The organism is Curvibacter cyanobacteriorum (assembly GCF_028649475.1).
GTDB classification, from domain to species: Bacteria; Pseudomonadota; Gammaproteobacteria; order Burkholderiales; family Burkholderiaceae_C; genus Curvibacter; species Curvibacter cyanobacteriorum.
The window spans coordinates 36,221-55,102 of record NZ_JAQSIP010000003.1 but is presented as its reverse complement, the minus strand read 5'-3'; the positions used below and the strand labels follow the sequence as shown (position 1 = coordinate 55,102).

The 18,882-nt window shown below is 66.1% G+C and carries 18 protein-coding genes; 12 read left to right on the top strand and 6 right to left on the bottom strand.

Annotated features, from left to right (window positions below; genetic code table 11):
* The 3 genes from PSQ40_RS06905 to PSQ40_RS06895 all read right to left on the bottom strand — a co-directional run bounded on the left by PSQ40_RS06905 (window position 1) and on the right by PSQ40_RS06895 (window position 3,515).
* Window positions 1–1,797, bottom strand: coding sequence for an acyl-CoA dehydrogenase C-terminal domain-containing protein (locus PSQ40_RS06905; RefSeq protein WP_273950021.1), 1,797 nt, complete (start codon window positions 1,795–1,797; stop codon window positions 1–3).
* A gap of 49 nt (window positions 1,798–1,846) precedes the next feature.
* Window positions 1,847–2,521, bottom strand: a complete 675-nt coding sequence (locus PSQ40_RS06900; RefSeq protein ID WP_273950020.1) for a TetR/AcrR family transcriptional regulator — start codon at window positions 2,519–2,521, stop codon at window positions 1,847–1,849.
* A gap of 160 nt (window positions 2,522–2,681) precedes the next feature.
* Entirely contained in the window at window positions 2,682–3,515 is an 834-nt protein-coding gene (locus PSQ40_RS06895) for a siderophore-interacting protein (RefSeq protein ID WP_273950018.1), read from the bottom strand.
* A gap of 55 nt (window positions 3,516–3,570) precedes the next feature.
* Between PSQ40_RS06895 and PSQ40_RS06890 the strand changes: the two genes are divergently transcribed.
* Complete coding sequence (locus PSQ40_RS06890) at window positions 3,571–4,083, top strand: MarR family winged helix-turn-helix transcriptional regulator (protein WP_273950016.1); 513 nt, start codon at window positions 3,571–3,573, stop codon at window positions 4,081–4,083.
* Window positions 4,084–4,098: 15 nt separating this feature from the next.
* On the opposite strand, the gene PSQ40_RS06885 is transcribed toward PSQ40_RS06890, so the two are convergent.
* Complete coding sequence (locus PSQ40_RS06885) at window positions 4,099–4,842, bottom strand: Crp/Fnr family transcriptional regulator (RefSeq protein WP_273950014.1); 744 nt, start codon at window positions 4,840–4,842, stop codon at window positions 4,099–4,101.
* A 149-nt stretch (window positions 4,843–4,991) separates the two neighbouring features.
* Between PSQ40_RS06885 and PSQ40_RS06880 the strand changes: the two genes are divergently transcribed.
* The gene (locus tag PSQ40_RS06880) at window positions 4,992–5,531 is read left to right on the top strand and encodes an Mpo1 family 2-hydroxy fatty acid dioxygenase (RefSeq protein ID WP_273950013.1); all 540 of its coding nucleotides are present in this window, start codon (window positions 4,992–4,994) and stop codon (window positions 5,529–5,531) included.
* 44 nt (window positions 5,532–5,575) lie between these two features.
* On the opposite strand, the gene gntR is transcribed toward PSQ40_RS06880, so the two are convergent.
* Window positions 5,576–6,601, bottom strand: coding sequence for an HTH-type transcriptional regulator GntR (gntR, locus tag PSQ40_RS06875; protein WP_273950012.1), 1,026 nt, complete (start codon window positions 6,599–6,601; stop codon window positions 5,576–5,578).
* A gap of 171 nt (window positions 6,602–6,772) precedes the next feature.
* Between gntR and PSQ40_RS06870 the strand changes: the two genes are divergently transcribed.
* From PSQ40_RS06870 to PSQ40_RS06840, 7 genes are all read left to right on the top strand, one after another.
* Entirely contained in the window at window positions 6,773–7,303 is a 531-nt protein-coding gene (locus PSQ40_RS06870) for a gluconokinase (protein ID WP_273950010.1), read from the top strand.
* Window positions 7,300–7,809: a TRAP transporter small permease gene (locus tag PSQ40_RS06865; RefSeq protein ID WP_273950008.1), complete on the top strand. Its 510-nt coding sequence runs from the start codon at window positions 7,300–7,302 to the stop codon at window positions 7,807–7,809. The genes PSQ40_RS06870 and PSQ40_RS06865 overlap by 4 nt, the downstream gene beginning before the upstream one ends.
* Window positions 7,810–7,813: 4 nt before the next feature.
* The gene (locus PSQ40_RS06860; protein WP_273950006.1) at window positions 7,814–9,106 is read left to right on the top strand and encodes a TRAP transporter large permease; all 1,293 of its coding nucleotides are present in this window, start codon (window positions 7,814–7,816) and stop codon (window positions 9,104–9,106) included.
* A gap of 47 nt (window positions 9,107–9,153) precedes the next feature.
* Window positions 9,154–10,173, top strand: a complete 1,020-nt coding sequence (locus PSQ40_RS06855) for a TRAP transporter substrate-binding protein (RefSeq protein WP_273950004.1) — start codon at window positions 9,154–9,156, stop codon at window positions 10,171–10,173.
* Window positions 10,174–10,363: 190 nt separating this feature from the next.
* Complete coding sequence (locus tag PSQ40_RS06850) at window positions 10,364–11,239, top strand: phosphate/phosphite/phosphonate ABC transporter substrate-binding protein (protein ID WP_273950002.1); 876 nt, start codon at window positions 10,364–10,366, stop codon at window positions 11,237–11,239.
* Window positions 11,240–11,245: 6 nt separating this feature from the next.
* Window positions 11,246–13,555 carry a PAS domain-containing sensor histidine kinase gene (locus tag PSQ40_RS06845; protein WP_273950001.1) on the top strand — a complete coding sequence of 770 codons (2,310 nt, stop codon included), beginning with the start codon at window positions 11,246–11,248 and terminating at the stop codon, window positions 13,553–13,555.
* 131 nt (window positions 13,556–13,686) lie between these two features.
* Window positions 13,687–14,958, top strand: coding sequence for a DUF2252 domain-containing protein (locus PSQ40_RS06840; RefSeq protein ID WP_273949999.1), 1,272 nt, complete (start codon window positions 13,687–13,689; stop codon window positions 14,956–14,958).
* A 107-nt stretch (window positions 14,959–15,065) separates the two neighbouring features.
* Here the strand turns inward: PSQ40_RS06840 and PSQ40_RS06835 are convergent, their stop codons facing one another.
* Entirely contained in the window at window positions 15,066–15,338 is a 273-nt protein-coding gene (locus tag PSQ40_RS06835) for a hypothetical protein (protein ID WP_273949997.1), read from the bottom strand.
* A gap of 326 nt (window positions 15,339–15,664) precedes the next feature.
* On the opposite strand from PSQ40_RS06835, the gene gmk reads away from it, so the two are divergent.
* From gmk to PSQ40_RS06820, 3 genes are all read left to right on the top strand, one after another.
* Complete coding sequence (gene gmk, locus PSQ40_RS06830; RefSeq protein WP_273949995.1) at window positions 15,665–16,285, top strand: guanylate kinase; 621 nt, start codon at window positions 15,665–15,667, stop codon at window positions 16,283–16,285.
* A 17-nt stretch (window positions 16,286–16,302) separates the two neighbouring features.
* Window positions 16,303–16,503, top strand: coding sequence for a DNA-directed RNA polymerase subunit omega (gene rpoZ, locus PSQ40_RS06825; protein ID WP_273927451.1), 201 nt, complete (start codon window positions 16,303–16,305; stop codon window positions 16,501–16,503).
* Window positions 16,504–16,598: 95 nt separating this feature from the next.
* Window positions 16,599–18,875, top strand: a complete 2,277-nt coding sequence (locus PSQ40_RS06820) for a RelA/SpoT family protein (RefSeq protein ID WP_273949993.1) — start codon at window positions 16,599–16,601, stop codon at window positions 18,873–18,875.
* The last annotated feature ends 7 nt before the right edge of the window (window positions 18,876–18,882 follow it).

Sequence of the window (18,882 nt, the reverse complement as noted above, 5' to 3'; positions counted from 1 at the left end):
TCAGGCGAACACGGCGTCGGTGTCCATCAGCACCTTGGAGCCGCTGCGGGCGGTGCGCATCAGCGAAGCGGTTTCAGGGAACAGCTTGGCGAAGTAGAAGCGCGCGGTCTGCAGCTTGGCCTGGTAGAACGGGTCGGTGTTGCCGGCCGCGATTTCCTTCAGGGCCACCGAGGCCATGCGGGCAAAGAAGTAGGCAAACACCAGGTGGCCGGCCACGCGCAGGTAGTCGACCGCGGCGGCGCCCACTTCGTCGGGGTTCTGGAAGCCCTTGAAGCCGATCTCGGTGGTGAACTTGGTCATCTGGTCGCCCAGGTAAGCCAGCGGGTTGATGAACTCGGCCATCTTCTCGTTGACGCCTTCGGCTTCCACCAGCTGGGCCACGAGCTTGCCGAACTTCTTCAGCGAGGCGCCGTTGTTGCCCAGGATCTTGCGGCCCAGCAGGTCCAGCGACTGGATGGTGTTGGTGCCTTCATAGATCATGTTGATGCGGGCGTCGCGCACAAACTGCTCCATGCCCCACTCTTTGATGTAGCCGTGGCCACCAAACACCTGCTGGCAGGCGGTGGTCGCGGCCCAGGCGTTGTCGGTGATGAAGGCCTTCACGATCGGGGTCAGCAGGGCGACCATTTCGGCCGAATCCTTGCGCACCTTCTCGTCGGGGTGGTGCAGTTCCTTGTCCAGCAGCACGGCGCAGAAGCAGGCCATGGCGCGGCCGCCTTCGGCGTAGGCCCGCGCGGTCAGCAGCATCTTGCGCACATCGGGGTGCACGATGATCGGATCGGCCGGCTTGTCCTTGGCCTTGGTGCCGCTCAGCGAACGCATCTGGATGCGGTCCTTGGCGTAGGCCAGCGCGTTCTGGTAGGCCACTTCGGTCAGGCCCAGCGACTGGTTGCCCACGCCCAAGCGGGCGGCGTTCATCATCACGAACATGGCGGCCAGGCCCTTGTTGGGTTGGCCCACCAGGGTGCCCACGGCACCGTCGATGACCATCTGGGCGGTGGCATTGCCGTGGATGCCCATCTTGTGCTCCAGGCCACCGCAGTAGATGGCGTTGCGCTCACCCAGGCTGCCGTCGTCATTGACCTTGAACTTGGGCACCACGAACAGGCTGATGCCCTTGCTGCCGGCCGGTGCGTCCGGCAGGCGGGCCAGCACCAGGTGCACGATGTTGGCGGCCATGTCGTGCTCGCCGGCGCTGATGAAGATCTTGTTGCCGGTGATCTTGTAGGTGCCGTCGGCCTGGGGCTCGGCCTTGGTGCGCAGCAGGCCCAGGTCGGTGCCGCAGTGCGGTTCGGTCAGGCACATGGTGCCGGTCCACTCACCGCTGGTGAGCTTGGGCAGGTACAGGCGCTTTTGCTCGTCGGTGCCGTGGGCGTGCAGGGCCTCGTAGGCGCCGTGGCTCAGGCCCGGGTACATGGTCCAGGCCTGGTTGGCCGAGTTCATCATCTCGTAGAAACACTGGTTGACCACAAACGGCAGGCCCTGGCCGCCGTAAGCGGGGTCGCAGGACAGCGCCGCCCAGCCGCCCTCGACGTACTTCGCATAAGCGTCCTTGAAGCCGCTCGGGGTCTTGACTTCGTGCGTGCTGCGGTCGAGCACGCAGCCTTCGGTGTCACCGCTGATGTTCAGCGGGAACGTGACTTCGGCGGCGAACTTGCCACCCTCTTCGAGCACGGCGTTGATGGTGTCGGCATCGATCTCGGCATGCGGGGGCAAGGCCTTGAACTCGTCGCTGACCTTGAGCACTTCGTGCAGCACGAATTGCATGTCGCGCAGGGGGGGGTTGTAAGTAGGCATGGCGGGTCTCCTGATCAAATCGAAGGGGTCAAACGGAAATCGGGGGCGCTCAGCGCGCGGCGGTCTGGGGCGGCACGCCGTAGCGGGCCAGGATGTTGTCGAAGCCTTGGTTGGCCCGGGCAATCGAGCCCGGGTTCTTGAGGAAGCGGGCCTCGTAGTGCAAGGCCAGAATCAGGCCGTGGATCTCGAACAGCATCTGGTCTTCGTCCACATCAGCGCTCAGTTGACCGTCGTGCTTGGCCAGCGTAATCGCCCGCTTCATGGCGGCGTGCCAGGTCATGACCGAGCTGCACAAAGCGTCGCGCACGGGGCCCGGGCGGTCGTCAAACTCGACCGCACCGCTGATGTAGAGGCAGCCGGAGTCGATTTCGACCGAGGTGCGCTTCATCCAGTTGGCAAACATGGCGCGCAGGCGCGGCAGGCCGCGGGGGGCGGCCATGGCGGGGTAGAAGACTTCGTCCTCAAAACGGACGTGGTACTCGCGGATGACGGAGATTTGCAGCTCTTCACGCGAGCCGAAGTGGGCGAACACGCCCGACTTGCTCATCTGTGTGACCTCGGCCAGTGCCCCAATGGACAAGCCTTCCAGGCCGATCTGGGTGGCCAGGCCCAGCGCGGCCTCCACAATGGCGGCCTTGGTTTGCTGGCCTTTTTGCAGCGCACGGCCACTGCGTGCGCGGGTCGCGGGACGCGGTGTCTTGGCGGTCGATGAGGCTTCGGGCATGGGCTGTCTTGCAAATAAAACGAACGGTCGTGCTATTTTGCAGTACTTTAGGTGACAGCCTTTTGAATATCCGAGAGAAATAGAGGAAATTGTCAGCCAATCTCAAGGGTTTACCCTAGGTTTTGGCTGTTTTCAGGCCTTTTACCGACACCAGCGGGGCTCAACCCAGGTTTTCGTGGTGCCCCGGCAGGCCCTGCTTCCAGTAAGCGGCCACCCGCATCAGCGCCGGCGGGTGGCCCTGGGCCAACCAATGTTCACGCACGGCCGCCATGGTGCGGCCCTCGCCCGCTGCCCACAGGTAGGCCTGGCGAGACGGCTGGGGCAGCCCCTGCACCGCCTGCAGCAGCGCCTGCCCCGGGGCGGCATCACCACGCACCACCCAGCGCAGGTCCACCCGCGCGCGGCTGCTCAGGCCGCGCTGGTCTTCGGGGTGTGCCACCTCGATGCAGACCGTGGCATGGGCCTCGGCTGGCAGCTCCTCGAGGCGGCGCGCGATGGCGGGCAAGGCGCTGTCGTCCCCCACCAACACGTAGGCATCGTGCCCCTCGGGCACCACGAAGGAGCCCTTGGGCCCACCCAGGCCCACTTCGTCACCAGGGCGGGCGCGCAAGGCCCACTCGGCGGCCGGGCCCGCCCCATGGACGGCGAACTCCAGGTCCAGCTCCAGCGTCAACGGGTCGAAATGGCGCGGCGTGTAGTCACGCATCACGGGCCGCTGCTCGGGCGACACCCCCTCGGGCCAGAGCGGGCGACCGTCGCGCAGCTCGGGCAGGTACAGCGGTGCACCGGGCTGTGGCGGCAGCATCAGCTTGACGTGGTCATCAAAGGCGGCAGAGACAAAGCCCTGCAGGGCCTCGCCACCCAGGGTCAGGCTGACCACCCCGGGGCTGGGGCGACCACTGCGCAGCACGCGCAGGCGGCGCACGGCGGTGGCATGGCGAACACGCTGCGGCAGCAGCTGGGACGGAACGGAGGCATTGGCAACAGCCGACATGGCAAACCCTTGATTGGTTGATATGATCAACAAATAGTAGGACCACAAGTTGATAATGTCAACAAAAAAACAAGACCCCACGGGCGTCCTGGAAGATGACGTGCTGGAGAGCCTGCAAGCCCTGGTGTTCGGACTCAAGGGTCGGCTGCGCCATGGCCTGGGCGAACAGCCGCTGGCCCTGGCGCCCATGGAGATGCGGGCGCTGCAGTTCTTTGTGCGCCACCCGGGCGCGACCCAAAGCGACCTGGTGCAACACAGCGGGCGCGACAAGGCCCAGATCGCGCGCTTGATGAAGTCGCTGCTGAGCGGCGGTTACCTGGTGGCCGAGCCCTCCCCGCACGACCGGCGCAGCCAGTGCCTGCACCCCTCGCCCAGTGGACTGGCCTTGCACCAGTCGCTGCAGAAGGCCCGACGCGAAGTGCTGGCCCTGAGCCTGCAAGGCCTGAGCCCCGATGAGCTGGGCCAACTGCTGGGCCTGCTCAAGCGCTTGCGCAGCAACCTGGACGCAGCCCCGCCTACGGCCTCGCCCTCTGCCACACCGACTGCCGCACCTTCTGCCCCGCTCTGAGGCACGGCGCCGGGCTCAGGGCTGCAGGCCGCCGGCTGGCCCTGCGCCCCCGCGCTCGCCCTCCGAGGTGCGCAGCAGGGCCTCCAGGTCGAGCAGCTCGATGGTGCCGTAGCGCAGGCGGATCCAGCCTTGCAGCTCCAGCGCGTGCAAGGCCTTGCTGGCACTTTGGCGGCTGACACCGAGCATCAGGGCGAGTTGTTCCTGTGGCAGACGCACCAGGCGACGCGGCGGTCCGCTGCGCGCGCCATAACCGTGGGCCACCAGCCACAAGCGTTTGGCCAGGCGTTGTTCGAGCGGCAAACGCGCAATGTCCTCCAGGGCCATGAAGACCATGCGCAGCTTGGCGCAGGCCAGTTGCGCGAGGTTGCGCCAGTGCACCGGGTGTTCGGCCAGCCACGCTTGCAGCGCGGCCTCCGGCACCCGCAACACCGTGGTCGGACCATCGGCCACCACGTCGTGGCTGCGCGGGCGCTCGTCCAGCAGGGAGATCTCGCCCAGCCACTGGTAGGGCTCGAGGTAGGCCAGCAAGGACGCGCTGCCGTCCTCGCCCCAGGCCCCGACACGCAGGGCACCCGCGGTCACGCAGCACAGGTCCGACACGCGACCGCCGCGCTGGTACAAGGCCTCGCCGTCATCGAGCGACCACAGCTGAGCCCGGCTCAGCAAGGCCTGCTGAAAATCGCTCGGGCACTGGGCGAACCAGGTGTCGCTGCTCAGGGCGGGCAACCATTCGACGGGGGTGCTGGGAAGGGGTTTCATCGCGACTAGGGGCCGGGGCCAGCAGGGGCACGGGGCTCTAAATGTATCGGTTTTGACAGTCGCCTGCCGCGCCGCTCCTTAGCATGAAGCGCACGAGCGTCGCAGGCCCTGCACTGCGGTGCCGTGCCGTCCACCCACAGGAGACCCCCATGCGCAACAGCACCGAATTGCTCACCCAGTACGCCCACTACCACCGCGACCGACGCAACATTGCCACCCACCTGGTGGGTGTGCCGATGATCGTGCTGGCCCTCGGGGTGCTGCTGGCCCGCGCCTCGCTCGACGTCGCGGGCCTGCCGCTGAGCGCGGCGTGGCTGGCCTGGGCCGCGAGCACCGCCTGGTACCTGAGCCGAGGTCACGGACTGGTGGAATGGGCGGTCAGTGCCGCGGTGGGCCTGTTGATGGCCCTGGCCCACGCCCTGGAAGCCGGCAGCAGCACGGCAGCCTGGTTGGGCTGGGGCCTGGGCCTGTTCAGCCTGGGCTGGGTGATCCAGTTCGTGGGCCACTATTTCGAGGGGCGCAAACCCGCGTTCGTCGACGACCTGGTTGGCCTGCTGGTGGGCCCGATGTTCGTGGTGGCGGAGGCCTTGTTTGCGCTGGGCTGCTGCACCGAACTGCGCCATGCCATGGAAGCCGGCGCCGGCCCCAGCCGCCTCGGCCCGGCCCCGGCCGCGCTGAAGCCACGCTGACCGCACAGCACCACCACCACCGCCGCCCCGCCCGGGGCCCGTCTTCAGGTGCTCTTGCGCACCACCAACTGGTAGTCGAGCGCGATGCAATGCTGGGTCACGGGCTCGCCCCGCATCAGCTTGAGCAGCAGGCCCGCGGCTTCTTCGCCAATGCGGGCCAAGGGCGTGTGCACGGTGCTCAGCGAGGGCAGCATCAGGTCGCTGCCCGTGAGGTCGTTGAACCCCGCAATCGCCACCCGCTGCGGCACGGCCACCTGCATCCGGTTGGCCGCCAGCAAGGCGCCCTGGGCCAAGTCGTCGTTGCAGAAAAAAATGGCGTCCACCGCCGGGGCCTGCCCCATGATCTGCTGGAACAAGCGCCCCCCCAGGGCCATCGACGAGGGCGCCGGATTCATCCATTCGAGCGCAGGGTCGTACAGCCCTTGCGCCTGCAGCGCCTGGCGCCAGCCTTGCTGCCGCTGCAAGGTGCGGGGGTCCAGCTGTGCCGCTGCGAACGCAATGCGCCGGTAGCCTTGCGCCAGCAGGTGCTGGGTCATGGTGACGGCGGCTTCGGTCTGCGAGAACCCAACGCTGTAGACCGCCGGGTCGTCGCTGTTCTCCATCATGTGCACACAGGGCACGCCGCTTTGCGCCATCAGCCGCCGGGTGGCCTCCGTGCGGTCAAAACCCGTGACCAGCAGGCCGGCGGGCCGGTGCATGAGTTGCTCGCGCAGCAACTGCTCTTCTTCACTCGGGTCGTAGTGGGTGATGCCGATCAGGGTCTGGTAGCCCGCGCCACGCAAGCGGGTCTGGGCCGCCTCCAGCAACCCCACGAACAGCTCGTTGGACAGCATGGGGATCAGCACCGCGACATGGGTGCTGCGCTTGGACGCCAGCGCCCGTGCCGCGGGGTCGGGCACGTAGCCGAGCTTCTGCGCCGCCGCCTGCACACGCTCCACCAGCAGCGGATCGACCGCGCGCTCGCCGCGCAGCGCACGGGACACCGTGATCGGGCTGACCCCGGCCGCCAGGGCCACATCGGCCAGGGTGACACGGCCAGTGGCGCGCTGATGGGCGGGCGATCGGGGCATGAATCCTAGGGTTTATACGTAGTAAAGCGAGCAGCAATCTGGATAGGATAGCGCTATCCAAACTTGACCTGCGTCAGAGGGTGCGCGTTCGATCATACCGAAAATGACACGCTGCACGGCTTTGCTGCCTGGTCCTTTTTTTTCTCCCCAATGGGACAGCGCTATCCAAAAATGAAACCTCCTGTTGTTGTCATGGGCGTGGCCGGTTGCGGCAAGTCCAGCCTGGGGGCCGCCCTGGCCCAGGCCGAACAAATGCCCTTGATCGAAGGTGATGACCACCACAGCCAAGCCAGCCGCGACAAGATGCAGCAAGGCATTGCCCTCACCGACGCCGACCGCCAAGGCTGGCTGCAGGTGCTGGGCCAGCAACTGCAAGCCCACCCGCAAGGCGTGGTGCTGACCTGCTCGGCGCTCAAAAAGAGCTACCGCGACCTGCTGCGCCAGGCCCGTCCGGACCTGCGCTTTGTGTTCCTTGAGATCGGGCGTCAGGCCGCAGGCGAACGTGTGGCGTCGCGTGCCAGCCACTTTTTCTCGAGCAGCCTGGTGGACAGCCAGTTCGCCACGCTGGAGTCGCCGGTCGGCGAAGCCGGCGTGCTGCGCGTGGATGCCCTGCGCCCCCTGAACGAGCTGTGCGACCAAGCCTCGGCCTGGCTGCGCCAAGGCGCCCCCGACACCCCCAACCTGAACCCGGAGAACGCATGAGCACCGACGCTGCGGACGCCCAACCCAACCGCATCACCCGCCTGGCCCACACGCTGATGGCCCTGTGCCTGGCCGTGATGGCGGTTTCCGTCTTCATCAACGTGGTCTTGCGCTACGGCTTTGGCAGTGGCGTGGCCGCCAGCGAAGAGCTGTCGCGCCTGCTGTTCGTCTGGATGGTGTTCATCGGCGCGGCCGCGTCCTACCCGCTGGGCGAGCACATGGCCTTCACCAGCCTGGCGGGCCTGCTGCGCGGCCAGCCGCTGCTGTTTGGCCTGCTGAGCGCGCTGATCCGGCTGCTGGTCATCAGCGCCTGCGCCATGTTGGCCTGGGGCGCCTGGCAACAGGTGGTGGTGGGGCTGGACAGCCACTCGGTGGTGCTGGGCTACCCCACGGCCCTGCTGCCCCTGCCCGCTTTTCTGTGCTCGGCCGCCATCGCCGTAATGGCCGCGATCGAGCTGATTCAACGCAAACCGCTGGACCTGGGTCACGGCGCTGAAGTGGAGTGACCCCATGAGTCCCGAAGGTCTTGCCTTTCTTGTTTTCTCTCTGGGCATGCTGGTGCTGATGGGCAGCGGCATGAACATGGGCCTGGCCCTGGTGCTGACCGGCGCCGGCATGGCCTATGTGCTCGATTTCTGGGACACCCAGCTGCTGGCCCAGAACCTGGTCGCCGGGGTGGACAGCTTTCCGCTGCTGGCTGTGCCCTTCTTCATCCTGGCCGGTGAACTGATGAACTCGGGCGGCATCAGCCGCCGCATCATCGACATGGCGCAGGCCTGGGTTGGTCACATCCGCGGCGGCCTGGGTTACGTGGCCATCGGTGCCGCGGTGCTGATGGCCAGCATGAGCGGTTCGGCCCTGGCCGACACCGCCGCCCTGGCCACCATTCTGCTGCCCATGATGCGCCAGCAGGGCTACCCCATGAACACCTCGGCGGGGCTGATCGCCTCAGGCGGCATCATCGCGCCGATCATCCCGCCCTCGATGCCCTTCGTGATCTATGGCGTGACCACCAACACCTCGATCTCCGCGTTGTTTGTGTCAGGCATCGTGCCGGGCCTGGTGATGGGCGCGGGCCTGATCTTCGCCTGGCGCTGGGTGCTGCGCGACCTCCAACTGCCGCAGGGTGAGCCCCTGCCGATGGGCCAGCGGCTGCGCGCCACGGCCAAGGCCTTCTGGGCCCTGTTGATGCCGGTCATCATCATTGGCGGCATGAAGTCGGGCCTGTTCACGCCCACCGAAGCCGCCGTGGTCGCCGCCTTCTACGCACTCGTGGTGGCCCTGTTTGTGCACCGCGAAATGAAGGTCAGCGAACTGCATGGCGTGTTGGTGCGGGCCGCCAAAACCACGGCCATCGTGATGTTCCTGTGCGCGGGGGCCCAAGTCGCCAGCTACATGATCACCCTGGCCGACCTGCCCAACGTGCTGACCGGCTGGCTCGGCCCGCTGGTGGAAAGCCCGCGCCTGCTGATGGCGGTGATGATGATCGTGCTGGTGCTGATCGGCACCGCCCTGGACCTGACCCCCACCATCCTGATCTTCGCGCCGGTGATGCTGCCCATCGCGGTGAAGGCCGGCATCGACCCGGTGTACTTCGGCCTGATGTTCGTGCTCAACGGCGCCATCGGTCTGATCACCCCGCCCGTGGGCACCGTGCTCAACGTGGTGGCCGGTGTGGGCCGCATTTCGATGCACAGCGTGATCAAGGGTGTGAACCCCTTCCTGCTCACCTATGTGCTGATCCTGATCCTGTTCGTCATCTTCCCGCAGCTGGTCACCGCCCCCGTCGTGTGGCTGCGCTGAGCGAACCCGACCCATCCCTGTTGACTTTTGACCCACTGGAGACTTCCATGAAACTGTTTCGCCGCAGCCTGATGGCCGCCCTCACCGTCGCCGCCCTGGCCAGCACGGGCGCTGCCTTCGCCCAAGACTTCAAGCCCCGCCTGATCCGTTTCGGCTACGGCCTCAACGAACAGAGCAACCAGGGCCGCGCGGCCAAGGTGTTTGCCGAAGCGGTCGAAAAGGCCTCGGGCGGCAAGATGAAGGTGCGCGCCATCGGCGCCGCCGCGCTGGGCCCGGACACCCAGATGCAGCAAGCCTTGATTGGTGGCGCCCAGGAAATGATGGTCGGCTCGACCGCCACCCTGGTCGGCATCACCGCCGAAATGGCCCTGTGGGACACCCCTTTCCTGTTCAACAACACGCGTGAAGCAGATGCCGTGCTGGACGGCCCGGTCGGCCAGAAGGTGCTGGACAAGCTGCAAGAGAAGGGCCTGGTGGGCTTGGTCTACTGGGAAAACGGCTTCCGCAACCTGACCAACAGCAAGCGCCCCGTGGGCAAGCTGGAAGACCTGAACGGCATCAAGCTGCGGGTGATGCAGAACAACGTGTTCCTGGAGAGCTTCAAGACCCTGGGCGCCAACGCCGTGCCCCTGCCCTTCTCGGAGCTGTTCAGCGCCATGGAAACCAACACCGTGGACGGTCAGGAGAACCCGTACAACACCATCTTGTCGAGCAAGTTCTACGAGGTGCAAAAGTACCTGAGCGTGACCAACCACGTCTACAGCCCCTGGGTGCTGCTGGTCAGCAAGAAGTGGTGGGACGGCCTGAGTGCCGCCGAGAAGAAGGTGCTGCAAGACGCCGCCCGCCTGAGCCGCGACTTCGAGCGCAAGGACACCCGCGAAGAAGCCGGTCGCGCGCTCGCCGACCTGAAGGCCAAGGGCATGCAGATCAACGAGCTGTCTCCCGCTGAATCGGCCCGCATGCGCGACAAGTTGACCAAGGTCAACGCCAGCATCGCCACCCAGGTGGGCATGGACCTGTGGCGCGACACGCAGGCCGAGTTGGCCAAGCTGCGCGGCCAGAAGTAAACCGCTGTCGCTCCCCCCGGGGCTGACCGATGGGCCGGACACCGCACCGCGGTGCCCGGCTCTTTTTTTGTGCGCTGAAGCCCATGGGACAGCCGCCAGATGGCGCTAACATGGCGTGAGTCGTAAGCGCATGTGTCTGGCCTGCTGGGCCGGTGCCGGCGCCAGACACCCCGCCACTACCGGAGTCCCCATGGCTGAACGTCCTGTGAATCGCCGCCTGGCCCTGACCCTGACCGCCCTGAGCCTGCTGGCACCCGCCACCGCGGGCTGGGCCCAAGACACGCCGGCGGAGCCCAACACCTACCGCTTCTCGCCGGTCAATCAGTACGGCATCAACCTCACGGCGGCGTACTGGAACCCCATCATCGCTTACGTCAGCGACAAAAGCGGCGTCAAGTTACAACTCAAGATTGGCCGCACCTCGGCGGACACCACCGCCTATGTGCTGGCCCAGGAAGTGGAGTTTGTGTTCTCCAACCACCTGTTCAGCCCCGAGCGCGAGAAGCTGGGCTGGAAGGTCTTTGGGCGCCGCCTGACGCCCCCGCTGCACGCGCAAATCGTGGTGCCCGCGGACTCGCCCATCACCGAGCTGTCGCAACTGCAGGGCAAGGACATCGCCTTCCCCGGCCCCGAAGCCCTGGTGGCCTACAAGTTTCCCGCCGCCCACCTGATGTCCAAGAAGATCGAAGCCAAGTACCTGTTTGGTGGCAACATGGACGCGGCCTTTGTGCAACTCACCAGCGGCAAGGTGGCCGCGGTGGGCACCAACTCCCAGTTGGCAGAGGGCTATTCGCGGCGCGAGGGCAAGAAGCTGCGCATCCTGTGGTCCTCCCCTCCGCTGTATGACTTGGCGCTGATGTCGGCGGCGGGGGTTCCTGACAAGATCACCAAGGCCGTGAGTCAAGCCTTTCTGGGCATGCACCAAGACCCGAAAGGCCGGGACATCTTGCAAAAAGCATCCGAACAGGTTGGATTGAGCGCCGAGGCGCACTTCATCGCCTCCGATGGCAGCGAATACAGCAGCTACCGCGACTTCTATCGCACCGCCCCTCCCTCACTGCGCTGAACGCAATTGATCCTTTCCCGCCTCCTTGAACGTGTCCTGCCGGGTTCTCTGGTGGGGCGGGTGTTCGCCCTCTACACCGTGACGCTGCTGGGCTTTGTGCTGGCGGGCATCGGCCTGTTCTGCTACTACCAGCTCAGCGTGGTGCTGGAGGATGAGCAGCTGCGAGGGGACGCGCTGGGGTCGATCATCTCGCCCATCATCTCCGACAGTGTGGTGATCGGCGACTACGACACCGTGCGCCAGGCCCTGTCCCGCACGGTTGAACACTCGGTACTCAAGTCGGCCAGTTTCATCGACCGCAATGGCGGCGTGGTCAAGTCGCTGGGCACCCCGTCGGGCAGCAGCCAGCCACCGAACTGGTTGATCGACTTGGTCAATGGTCGACTCTACGACGTGAACCTGCCAATCAATGTGGGCGGGCAAGACTATGGGGTGTTGCGCCTCAACTTCGATTCACGCGACATCGCGGCCCGGCTGTGGACTCAGATCCGCTTGGCGCTGTTGTTGGGCGCCCTGGCCATCGGTGGCGGGCTGATGCTGATCCTGTTCCCGCTGAGGCGCTGGCTCGGTGGGCTGAACCGCGTGCAGGCGTTCGAACAGGCCATGGAAAGCGGCGCCGTGTCGACCGACCTGCTGGTCGCCGACCAGGCGCCGGTGGAGTTCCGCCAGACTTTCGAGGTGCTGGGGCGCGCCGCAGCCAACCTGCAATCGCAGCGCCACCAGGCCGCCGTGACGCTGGGCGCCATCGCCGATGCGGTGCTGACCCTGGACGCCAGCGGCCAGGTCATCTTGGCCAATCCTGCGGCCTGTGAGCTGCTCGGCCTGCCGCCCGAGCAACTGCAAGGACAGGCCGCCTCCAAGCTGATGCCGCAGGTGATCCCGGTCACCACCACCCTGCAACCCTGGCGCGGGCGGCGCCGGACGGTGCGCAACAGCCAGGGCCAGGAGCTGGTGATCGACAGCACGCTGTCGGCCATCCTGTCACCCGAAGGCGAGACGGTGGGCTATGTGCTGGCCTGCCGCGACATGAGCGAGCAGCACGAACTCGACATGCGCCTGCGCGCCGAACTCAAGTCGCGCGCCTCGGCCCTCATTTCGATGCGCAAGGTGCTCGAAGAATTCACCCAGGACCTGGCCACCCCGGCCCCCAACGCCAGCGATGACCTGGAGGCCATCTCGGGCATGATCTCCACCCTGGTGCACCGGCTGCAGTCGCGGGGCGAGCAACTGCGGGCCATCTTCGAGCTGAGCCCCGACGGCTTTGTCTCCTTCGACGCCGAGCGCCGCGCCAACTACGTGAGCCCCGCCTTCACCCAGCTGACCGGCCTGACCGTGGCGCAACTGATCGGCCAGACCGACACCCAGGTCGAGCACCTGCTGCACCAGCAGGCCAACAGCGCGGTGCGCTGGCGCAGCTTTGAGTCGATCCTGCGCGACCTGCCCAGCGATGGCGCGGCCGATGCGCCACGCCGCACCATCATCGAGCTGGCCCGCCCGGCCCGGCGCATCCTGCAACTGGGCCTGCGCGAGAGCCAGTCGAATGTGATCTCGCAGGTGCTGTCGCTGCGCGACGTGACGCATGAGACCGAAGTCGACCAGATGAAGAGCGAGTTCCTGTCCACCGCGGCCCACGAACTGCGCACCCCCATGACCAGCATTTACGGCTTTGCCGAGTTGCTGCAGTTCCCGGGCATCAAGCCCGAACAGCGCGAGGACCTGGTGAAAACCATCCACCGGCAGTCCGAATTGATGATTGCCATCATCAATGAGCTGCTGGACCTGGCGCGCATCGAAGCCCGCCGCGGCAAGGACTTCGAGATCGAAACCCTGGACCTCGTGCACCTGGCCGAGTCGCTGCTGCACGACTTCAACCCGCCCCAACAGCGCCCGCACCCGGACTTCGACCGGGGCCGCGGCATGGCCCTGGTGCAGGTGGACCGCAAGAAGATGGCGCAGGCGATTGGCAATGTGCTGTCCAACGCCTACAAGTACTCGCCCCAAGGCGGCGCCGTGAATGTGCGCATCGTCAACGACCTGCGCGATGGGCAGCCGATCGTGGGGTTCGAGATCCGCGACCACGGCATCGGCATGACCCCCGCGCAACTGGCACGCGTCAGCGAGCGCTTCTACCGCGCCGATGCGTCGGGCACCATTCCCGGCACGGGGCTGGGCATGAGCATCGTGAAAGAGATCATGGAGCTGCAAGGCGGCCAGATGCACCTGGAGAGCGAACACGGCCAAGGCACCGTGGTGACCCTGTGGCTGCCCGAAGTCACCCCCAGCCAAAGCCACAGTGGCTGGCAAAACCTCACCTGAAGATCGGCCCAGGCCCAGGCCTCGGCGACCGCGTGGCGTTGGGGGCACAGGTGGCCGGTCGAACGGCAGTGCCCAAACCTCAGAGCACCGGACGGGCCCTCTAGACTGACGGCTCTTTGAAGGTGACCCCCATGCCCCATGCGAGCGATGCGCCCCACCCGGCCCCTGCGGCCCAGGCCCCCCACCCTGACGCCACGGTGGCGGCCCTGCGCCACTACAACCAGGGGCGCGACCCCGAGCGCCTGGCGCTCAAGTACGCCAAGATGCGGCAGAGCCCGTTTGTGTTCCTGCGCGGAGCCTGCCACCTGTTCTACCCCGCGCTGCCCGCACTGGCCAGCCTGACCCAGGCGCCCCTGGCCTGGGCCTGTGGCGACCTGCATTTTGAAAACTTTGGCAGCTACAAGGGCGACGACCGCCAGGCCTATTTCGACATCAATGACTTTGACGAGTCGGCCCTGGCGCCCTGCACCTGGGACCTGCTGCGCCTGCTGACCAGCTTGCAATGCGGGGCCGACGAACTGAAAGCCAGCCCTGGCCAGGCCCATGTGATGAGCCAGGACTGCATCCTGGCCTACCGCGACGCCCTGCGCCTGGGCAAACCACAATGGGTGCAGGGCGCCACCGCCACCGGGCTGGTGGCCGACCTGTTCACGCGACTGCAATCCCGGCACCGGGTTGACTTTTTGAACAGCCGCACGGTGCTGCACAACGGCCAACGGCACTTGCGCAGCGATGGACAGAAAGCCTTGCCGGCCAACCCCGAGCAGGTTGAACGCGTCAAATCCTTTGTCCAGCAATACGCCCAACAGCAAAACCGCTACCCGGCCAGCTACTTTGAAGTCTGCGACGTGGCGCGGCGCATCGCCGGCACCGGCAGCCTGGGCCTGTCGCGCTATGTGGTGCTGGTGGCCGGCAAAGGCGCCCCGGACGGCTACCTGCTGCTGGACCTGAAAGCGGCCCAAAGCAGTTCACTGGCACCGGTGCTGCAGGGCCTGGGCATGCCGCAGCCCGCCTGGCCCAGCGAGGCGGCCCGCATCGTGGGGGTACAGCAGCGGTTGCAGGCGGTGAACCATGCCTTTTTGGACGCGGTCACCTTTGAAGGTCAGTCCTGCGTCTTGCGCGGTCTGCAGCCCAGCGAGGACCGGGTCAGCATCGGCAAAGGTCGTCAAGATACCGCACCGTTGTCCGAATTGGCGGCCACCCTGGGCCGCGTGCTGGCCTGGGACCAGCTGCGCGCCTCGGGCCGCAACGGGTCGGCCAATGCGGATGCGCTGCAGGCGTTTGCCCAGACGCCAGATTGGGTCGACGAACTGCTGACCGCCGCCCAGACCATGACGGCCCTGACACGCCAGCAATGGCAGGCGCTGGTGGCGTCACCGCTGGGCGCGGCCGGCGCCCCGTGAACGCAGGGACGGGCCCGGGCGCCAGCGGCTGAAAACGAGCCCCGCGCCCTGGCCCGTGGCGGCCGATGCAGCAGCGCCGCCGTGCGAACCACGGGCTGGCCTGGCGCTTACTTCTTGGCGTCGGCTTCGCACTTCTTGATGAAGGAGGCCTTGGCGGCCCCGGCCAGCGGCTTGCCTTCCTTGCTCACCGCCTTGGCTTCGCAGCTGGGGGCAGCGCCGGCGCTGTCGGCTTCGCACTTCTTGATGAAGGACGCCTTGGCCGCTCCGGCCAGCGGCTTGCCTTCCTTGCTGACCGCCTTGGATTCGCAATCCGAGGCCTGGGCCAGACCGGCGCTGGCCGCCAGGAAACCAGAAATCAGCACGAGCGTGAATTTGGACATGGGTAAAGACTCCAAAAAGGGGGCGAATGAACAAAATTGCGCTCAAACAATAGCACTGCAATCGCTGAGTTTCCGCCTATCTGATCAAATTTACCCATGGTCTGCGAACTGCTTGGCGTGCCCATGGGGCCGTTCTGGCGCACGAGTCGGCCTTTGACAGCGGCGGCCCAAGCGCCAGCCGCACAGCGCGCCGTTAAAATAGGGCGTTCCAGCGGTTGAAGCCCCAGCTCAGCCGCGCTGCGCAGCGCCCTGATCCGGGGTGTCTGCGGCGCTTTCACATGCCCTCTACCGAGTCACAGCCCCCGCGCTGAACCCAACCTCACACCATGGATTACCCAGGAAACCTGTTTGTCGTGGCCGCCCCCAGTGGCGCCGGCAAGTCCAGCCTAGTCAAGGCCCTGCTGGAGCTCGATTCGCGCGTTCAGCCCTCTGTGTCGCACACCACCCGCCCGCCGCGGGGCCAGGAAAAGCACGGACGCGAGTACTTCTTCGTGTCCCAGCCCGAGTTCGACGCCATGGTGGCCGGTCAGGCCTTCGTGGAATGGGCCCATGTGCACGGCAACCGCTACGGCACCTCGCGCAAGGCGATCGAGGAGCGCATCGCCGAAGGCGCTGACGTGATCCTGGAAATCGACTTCCAGGGGGCCATCCAGGTCAAAGAGATCTTCGCCAACGCGGTGCTGATCTTCATCCTGCCGCCCAGCTGGGAAGAGCTGCGCTCGCGCCTGGAGCGCCGAGGCGAGGACAGCGCCGAGGTCATCGAACTGCGCCTGAAGAACGCCGCCGAGGAGATGGCCCAGGCCCGCAAATTCGACTTCGTTATAATCAACGAGTTGTTTGAGCGCGCGCTCTTCGACCTGAAGGCCGTCGTCCACGCGCAACGCCTCAAATATGCTGCCCAGCGACGCGCCCGGGCAGACACCTTCCATTCACTAAACATCGACTAGCCCCGCGGAGAATTCTGATGGCACGCATTACCGTTGAAGATTGCCTGGTCAATATCCCGAACCGCTTCCAGCTGGTTCTGGCGGCCACCTACCGCGCCCGCATGCTGAGCCAGGGCCATTCGCCCAAGATCGAAAGCAAGAACAAGCCCGCCGTGACCGCCCTGCGCGAGATCGCCGAAGGCAAGATCGGCATCGAGATGCTCAAGAAGGTCCCCTGACCTCCGGCCCGACGGGCCCCAAAAAGCACCGCCTGCGCGCGGTGCTTTTTTTTTCCGGTGTCCGCCAAACCCCTCTGGGACGCTACATTACAAGCATGACTGCGGTGCTGCCTACACCTTCCCCTGCCAAGCCCTCGAAATCCGCGCCCCCTGTGCCCTCCAAAGGCACCACGGCCGCGGCCAACGCGGCTGCGGCCAGCTTTGCGGCGCTCACCGACGCGCTGGACTACCTCGGTCCTGCGGGCATCGAACAGGTGCGCCAGGCCTATCGCTTTGCCGACGAAGCCCACCTGGGGCAGTTGCGCAACAGCGGTGAGCCCTACATCACCCACCCCATCGCCGTGGCGGCCCAGTGCGCGGTCTGGAAGCTCGACGCCCAGGCCTTGATGGCCGCCCTGCTGCACGACGCCCTCGAAGACTGCGGCGTCACCAAGTCCGAGTTGATGGACCGCTTTGGCCTGCAGGTGGCCGAGCTGGTCGACGGGTTGACCAAGCTGGACAAGCTGGAGTTCAACACCCGCGAAGAAAACCAGGCCGAGTCCTTCCGCAAGATGCTGCTGGCGATGGCGCGCGACGTGCGCGTCATTCTGATCAAGCTGGCCGACCGCACGCACAACATGCGCACGATGTCGGACATGCCCAAGAACAAATGGGCCCGCATCGCCTCGGAAACCCTGGACATCTACGCCCCGATTGCCCACCGGCTGGGCCTGAACCAGACCTACCGCGAGCTGCAGGACCTGTCTTTCCGCCACCTGCACCCCTGGCGCCACGCCATCTTGTCGAAAGCGGTGGCCAAAGCCCGCAGCCGACGCCGGGACCTGGTGCAAAAGGTGCAGGCCGATGTGGACGCTGCGTTTGCCAAACTGGGCATGCGCATCCGCATCGCCGGACGCGAGAAAACCCTGTTCTCGATCTACCGCAAGATGGACGAAAAACACCTGAGCTTTGCCCAGGTGACCGACATCTACGGCTTCCGCATCATCGTGCCGGGCATCACCGACTGCTACACCGCGCTGGGCGTGCTGCACCAGATGTACAAGCCGGTGCCGGGCAAGTTCAAGGACCACATCGCGATCGCCAAGGTCAACGGCTACCAGTCGCTGCACACCACCTTGGTCGGCCCCTCGGGCATCAACATCGAGTTCCAGATGCGCACCGAGGACATGCACATGGTGGCCGAGTCCGGCGTGGCCGCGCATTGGCTCTACAAAGCCAGCGACCACGACGGCGACCCGTCCGAGCGCCTGGGCACCAAGTGGCTGCAGTCGCTGCTCGACATCCAGAACGAAACCCGCGACGCCGCCGAGTTCTGGGACCACGTCAAGGTCGATCTATTCCCCGACGCGGTCTATGTGTTCACGCCCAAGAGCCAGATCATGGCGCTGCCGCGCGGCGCCACCGTGGTGGACTTTGCCTACGCCATCCACAGCAACATCGGCGACCGCACGGTGGCCGGCAAGATCAATGGCGAACAGGTGCCGCTGCGCACCGAACTCAAGAACGGTGATGTGATCGAGGTCATCACGGCGCCGGTGTCGTCCCCAAACCCGGCTTGGCTGGGCTTTGTGCGCACGGGTCGGGCCCGCTCCAAGATCCGCCACTACCTCAAGACCCTGGCCTTGACCGAGTCCGAGGAACTGGGCGAGAAACTGCTCACCCAGGCGCTGCGCGCCGAGGGGCTGGAGAAATTGCCCGAGACCCGCGACCCCGCCTTCCCCGGCATCTGGGAGAAGCTGTTGCGCTTCACGGGCAACAAGACGCGCAGCGAGCTGATGACCGACATCGGTCTGGGCAAGCGCATCGCCAGCATGGTGGCCAAGCGCCTCACGGTGCTGATGACCGAAGGCGGCGAGAAGCGCGATGCCCTGTTGCTCACGCGTGAACGCTACACCTCGCACGAAAAGCTGTCTCAAGGGGCCGTGCTGCTCGATGGCAGCGAGAATGCCTCGGTCAAATACGCGCCCTGCTGCCGCCCGATCCCCGGCGACGCCATCGTGGGCTACCTGGGCCGTGGCGAAGGCCTGGTGGTGCACACGGCCGACTGCGGCACGGCCAAACGCCTGCAGCACAAGGACGCCGAGCGCTTCATTGCCGTGGACTGGGCCGACGAGCCAGTACGCGCCTTCGAGACCGGCTTGGTGGTCACCGTGACCAACCGCAAGGGCGTGCTGGCCCGGGTGGCGGCCGAGCTGGCCAGCTCGGAGGTCGACATCACCCATGTCGACATGGGCGACGAAGGCCCTGCCGACACCGCCGACCTGCGCTTTCTGGTGTCCGTGCAGGATGCCAACCACCTCGACAGCGCGCTGCGCCACCTGGCGCGCACGCCCACGGTGCTGCGCGCGGCCCGCATCAAGCCCGCAGGCTGAAGCGGCG

Excerpts from the sequence above, each read along its gene's own strand:
- PSQ40_RS06905 (WP_273950021.1), bottom strand. The coding sequence starts at position 1,797 with ATGCCTACTTACAACCCCCCCCTGCGCGACATGCAATTCGTGCTGCAC.
- PSQ40_RS06900 (WP_273950020.1), bottom strand. The coding sequence starts at position 2,521 with ATGCCCGAAGCCTCATCGACCGCCAAGACACCGCGTCCCGCGACCCGC.
- PSQ40_RS06895 (WP_273950018.1), bottom strand. The coding sequence starts at position 3,515 with ATGTCGGCTGTTGCCAATGCCTCCGTTCCGTCCCAGCTGCTGCCGCAG.
- PSQ40_RS06890 (WP_273950016.1), top strand. The coding sequence starts at position 3,571 with ATGTCAACAAAAAAACAAGACCCCACGGGCGTCCTGGAAGATGACGTG.
- PSQ40_RS06885 (WP_273950014.1), bottom strand. The coding sequence starts at position 4,842 with ATGAAACCCCTTCCCAGCACCCCCGTCGAATGGTTGCCCGCCCTGAGC.
- PSQ40_RS06880 (WP_273950013.1), top strand. The coding sequence starts at position 4,992 with ATGCGCAACAGCACCGAATTGCTCACCCAGTACGCCCACTACCACCGC.
- gntR (WP_273950012.1), bottom strand. The coding sequence starts at position 6,601 with ATGCCCCGATCGCCCGCCCATCAGCGCGCCACTGGCCGTGTCACCCTG.
- PSQ40_RS06870 (WP_273950010.1), top strand. The coding sequence starts at position 6,773 with ATGAAACCTCCTGTTGTTGTCATGGGCGTGGCCGGTTGCGGCAAGTCC.
- PSQ40_RS06865 (WP_273950008.1), top strand. The coding sequence starts at position 7,300 with ATGAGCACCGACGCTGCGGACGCCCAACCCAACCGCATCACCCGCCTG.
- PSQ40_RS06860 (WP_273950006.1), top strand. The coding sequence starts at position 7,814 with ATGAGTCCCGAAGGTCTTGCCTTTCTTGTTTTCTCTCTGGGCATGCTG.
- PSQ40_RS06855 (WP_273950004.1), top strand. The coding sequence starts at position 9,154 with ATGAAACTGTTTCGCCGCAGCCTGATGGCCGCCCTCACCGTCGCCGCC.
- PSQ40_RS06850 (WP_273950002.1), top strand. The coding sequence starts at position 10,364 with ATGGCTGAACGTCCTGTGAATCGCCGCCTGGCCCTGACCCTGACCGCC.
- PSQ40_RS06840 (WP_273949999.1), top strand. The coding sequence starts at position 13,687 with ATGCCCCATGCGAGCGATGCGCCCCACCCGGCCCCTGCGGCCCAGGCC.
- PSQ40_RS06835 (WP_273949997.1), bottom strand. The coding sequence starts at position 15,338 with ATGTCCAAATTCACGCTCGTGCTGATTTCTGGTTTCCTGGCGGCCAGC.
- gmk (WP_273949995.1), top strand. The coding sequence starts at position 15,665 with ATGGATTACCCAGGAAACCTGTTTGTCGTGGCCGCCCCCAGTGGCGCC.
- rpoZ (WP_273927451.1), top strand. The coding sequence starts at position 16,303 with ATGGCACGCATTACCGTTGAAGATTGCCTGGTCAATATCCCGAACCGC.
- PSQ40_RS06820 (WP_273949993.1), top strand. The coding sequence starts at position 16,599 with ATGACTGCGGTGCTGCCTACACCTTCCCCTGCCAAGCCCTCGAAATCC.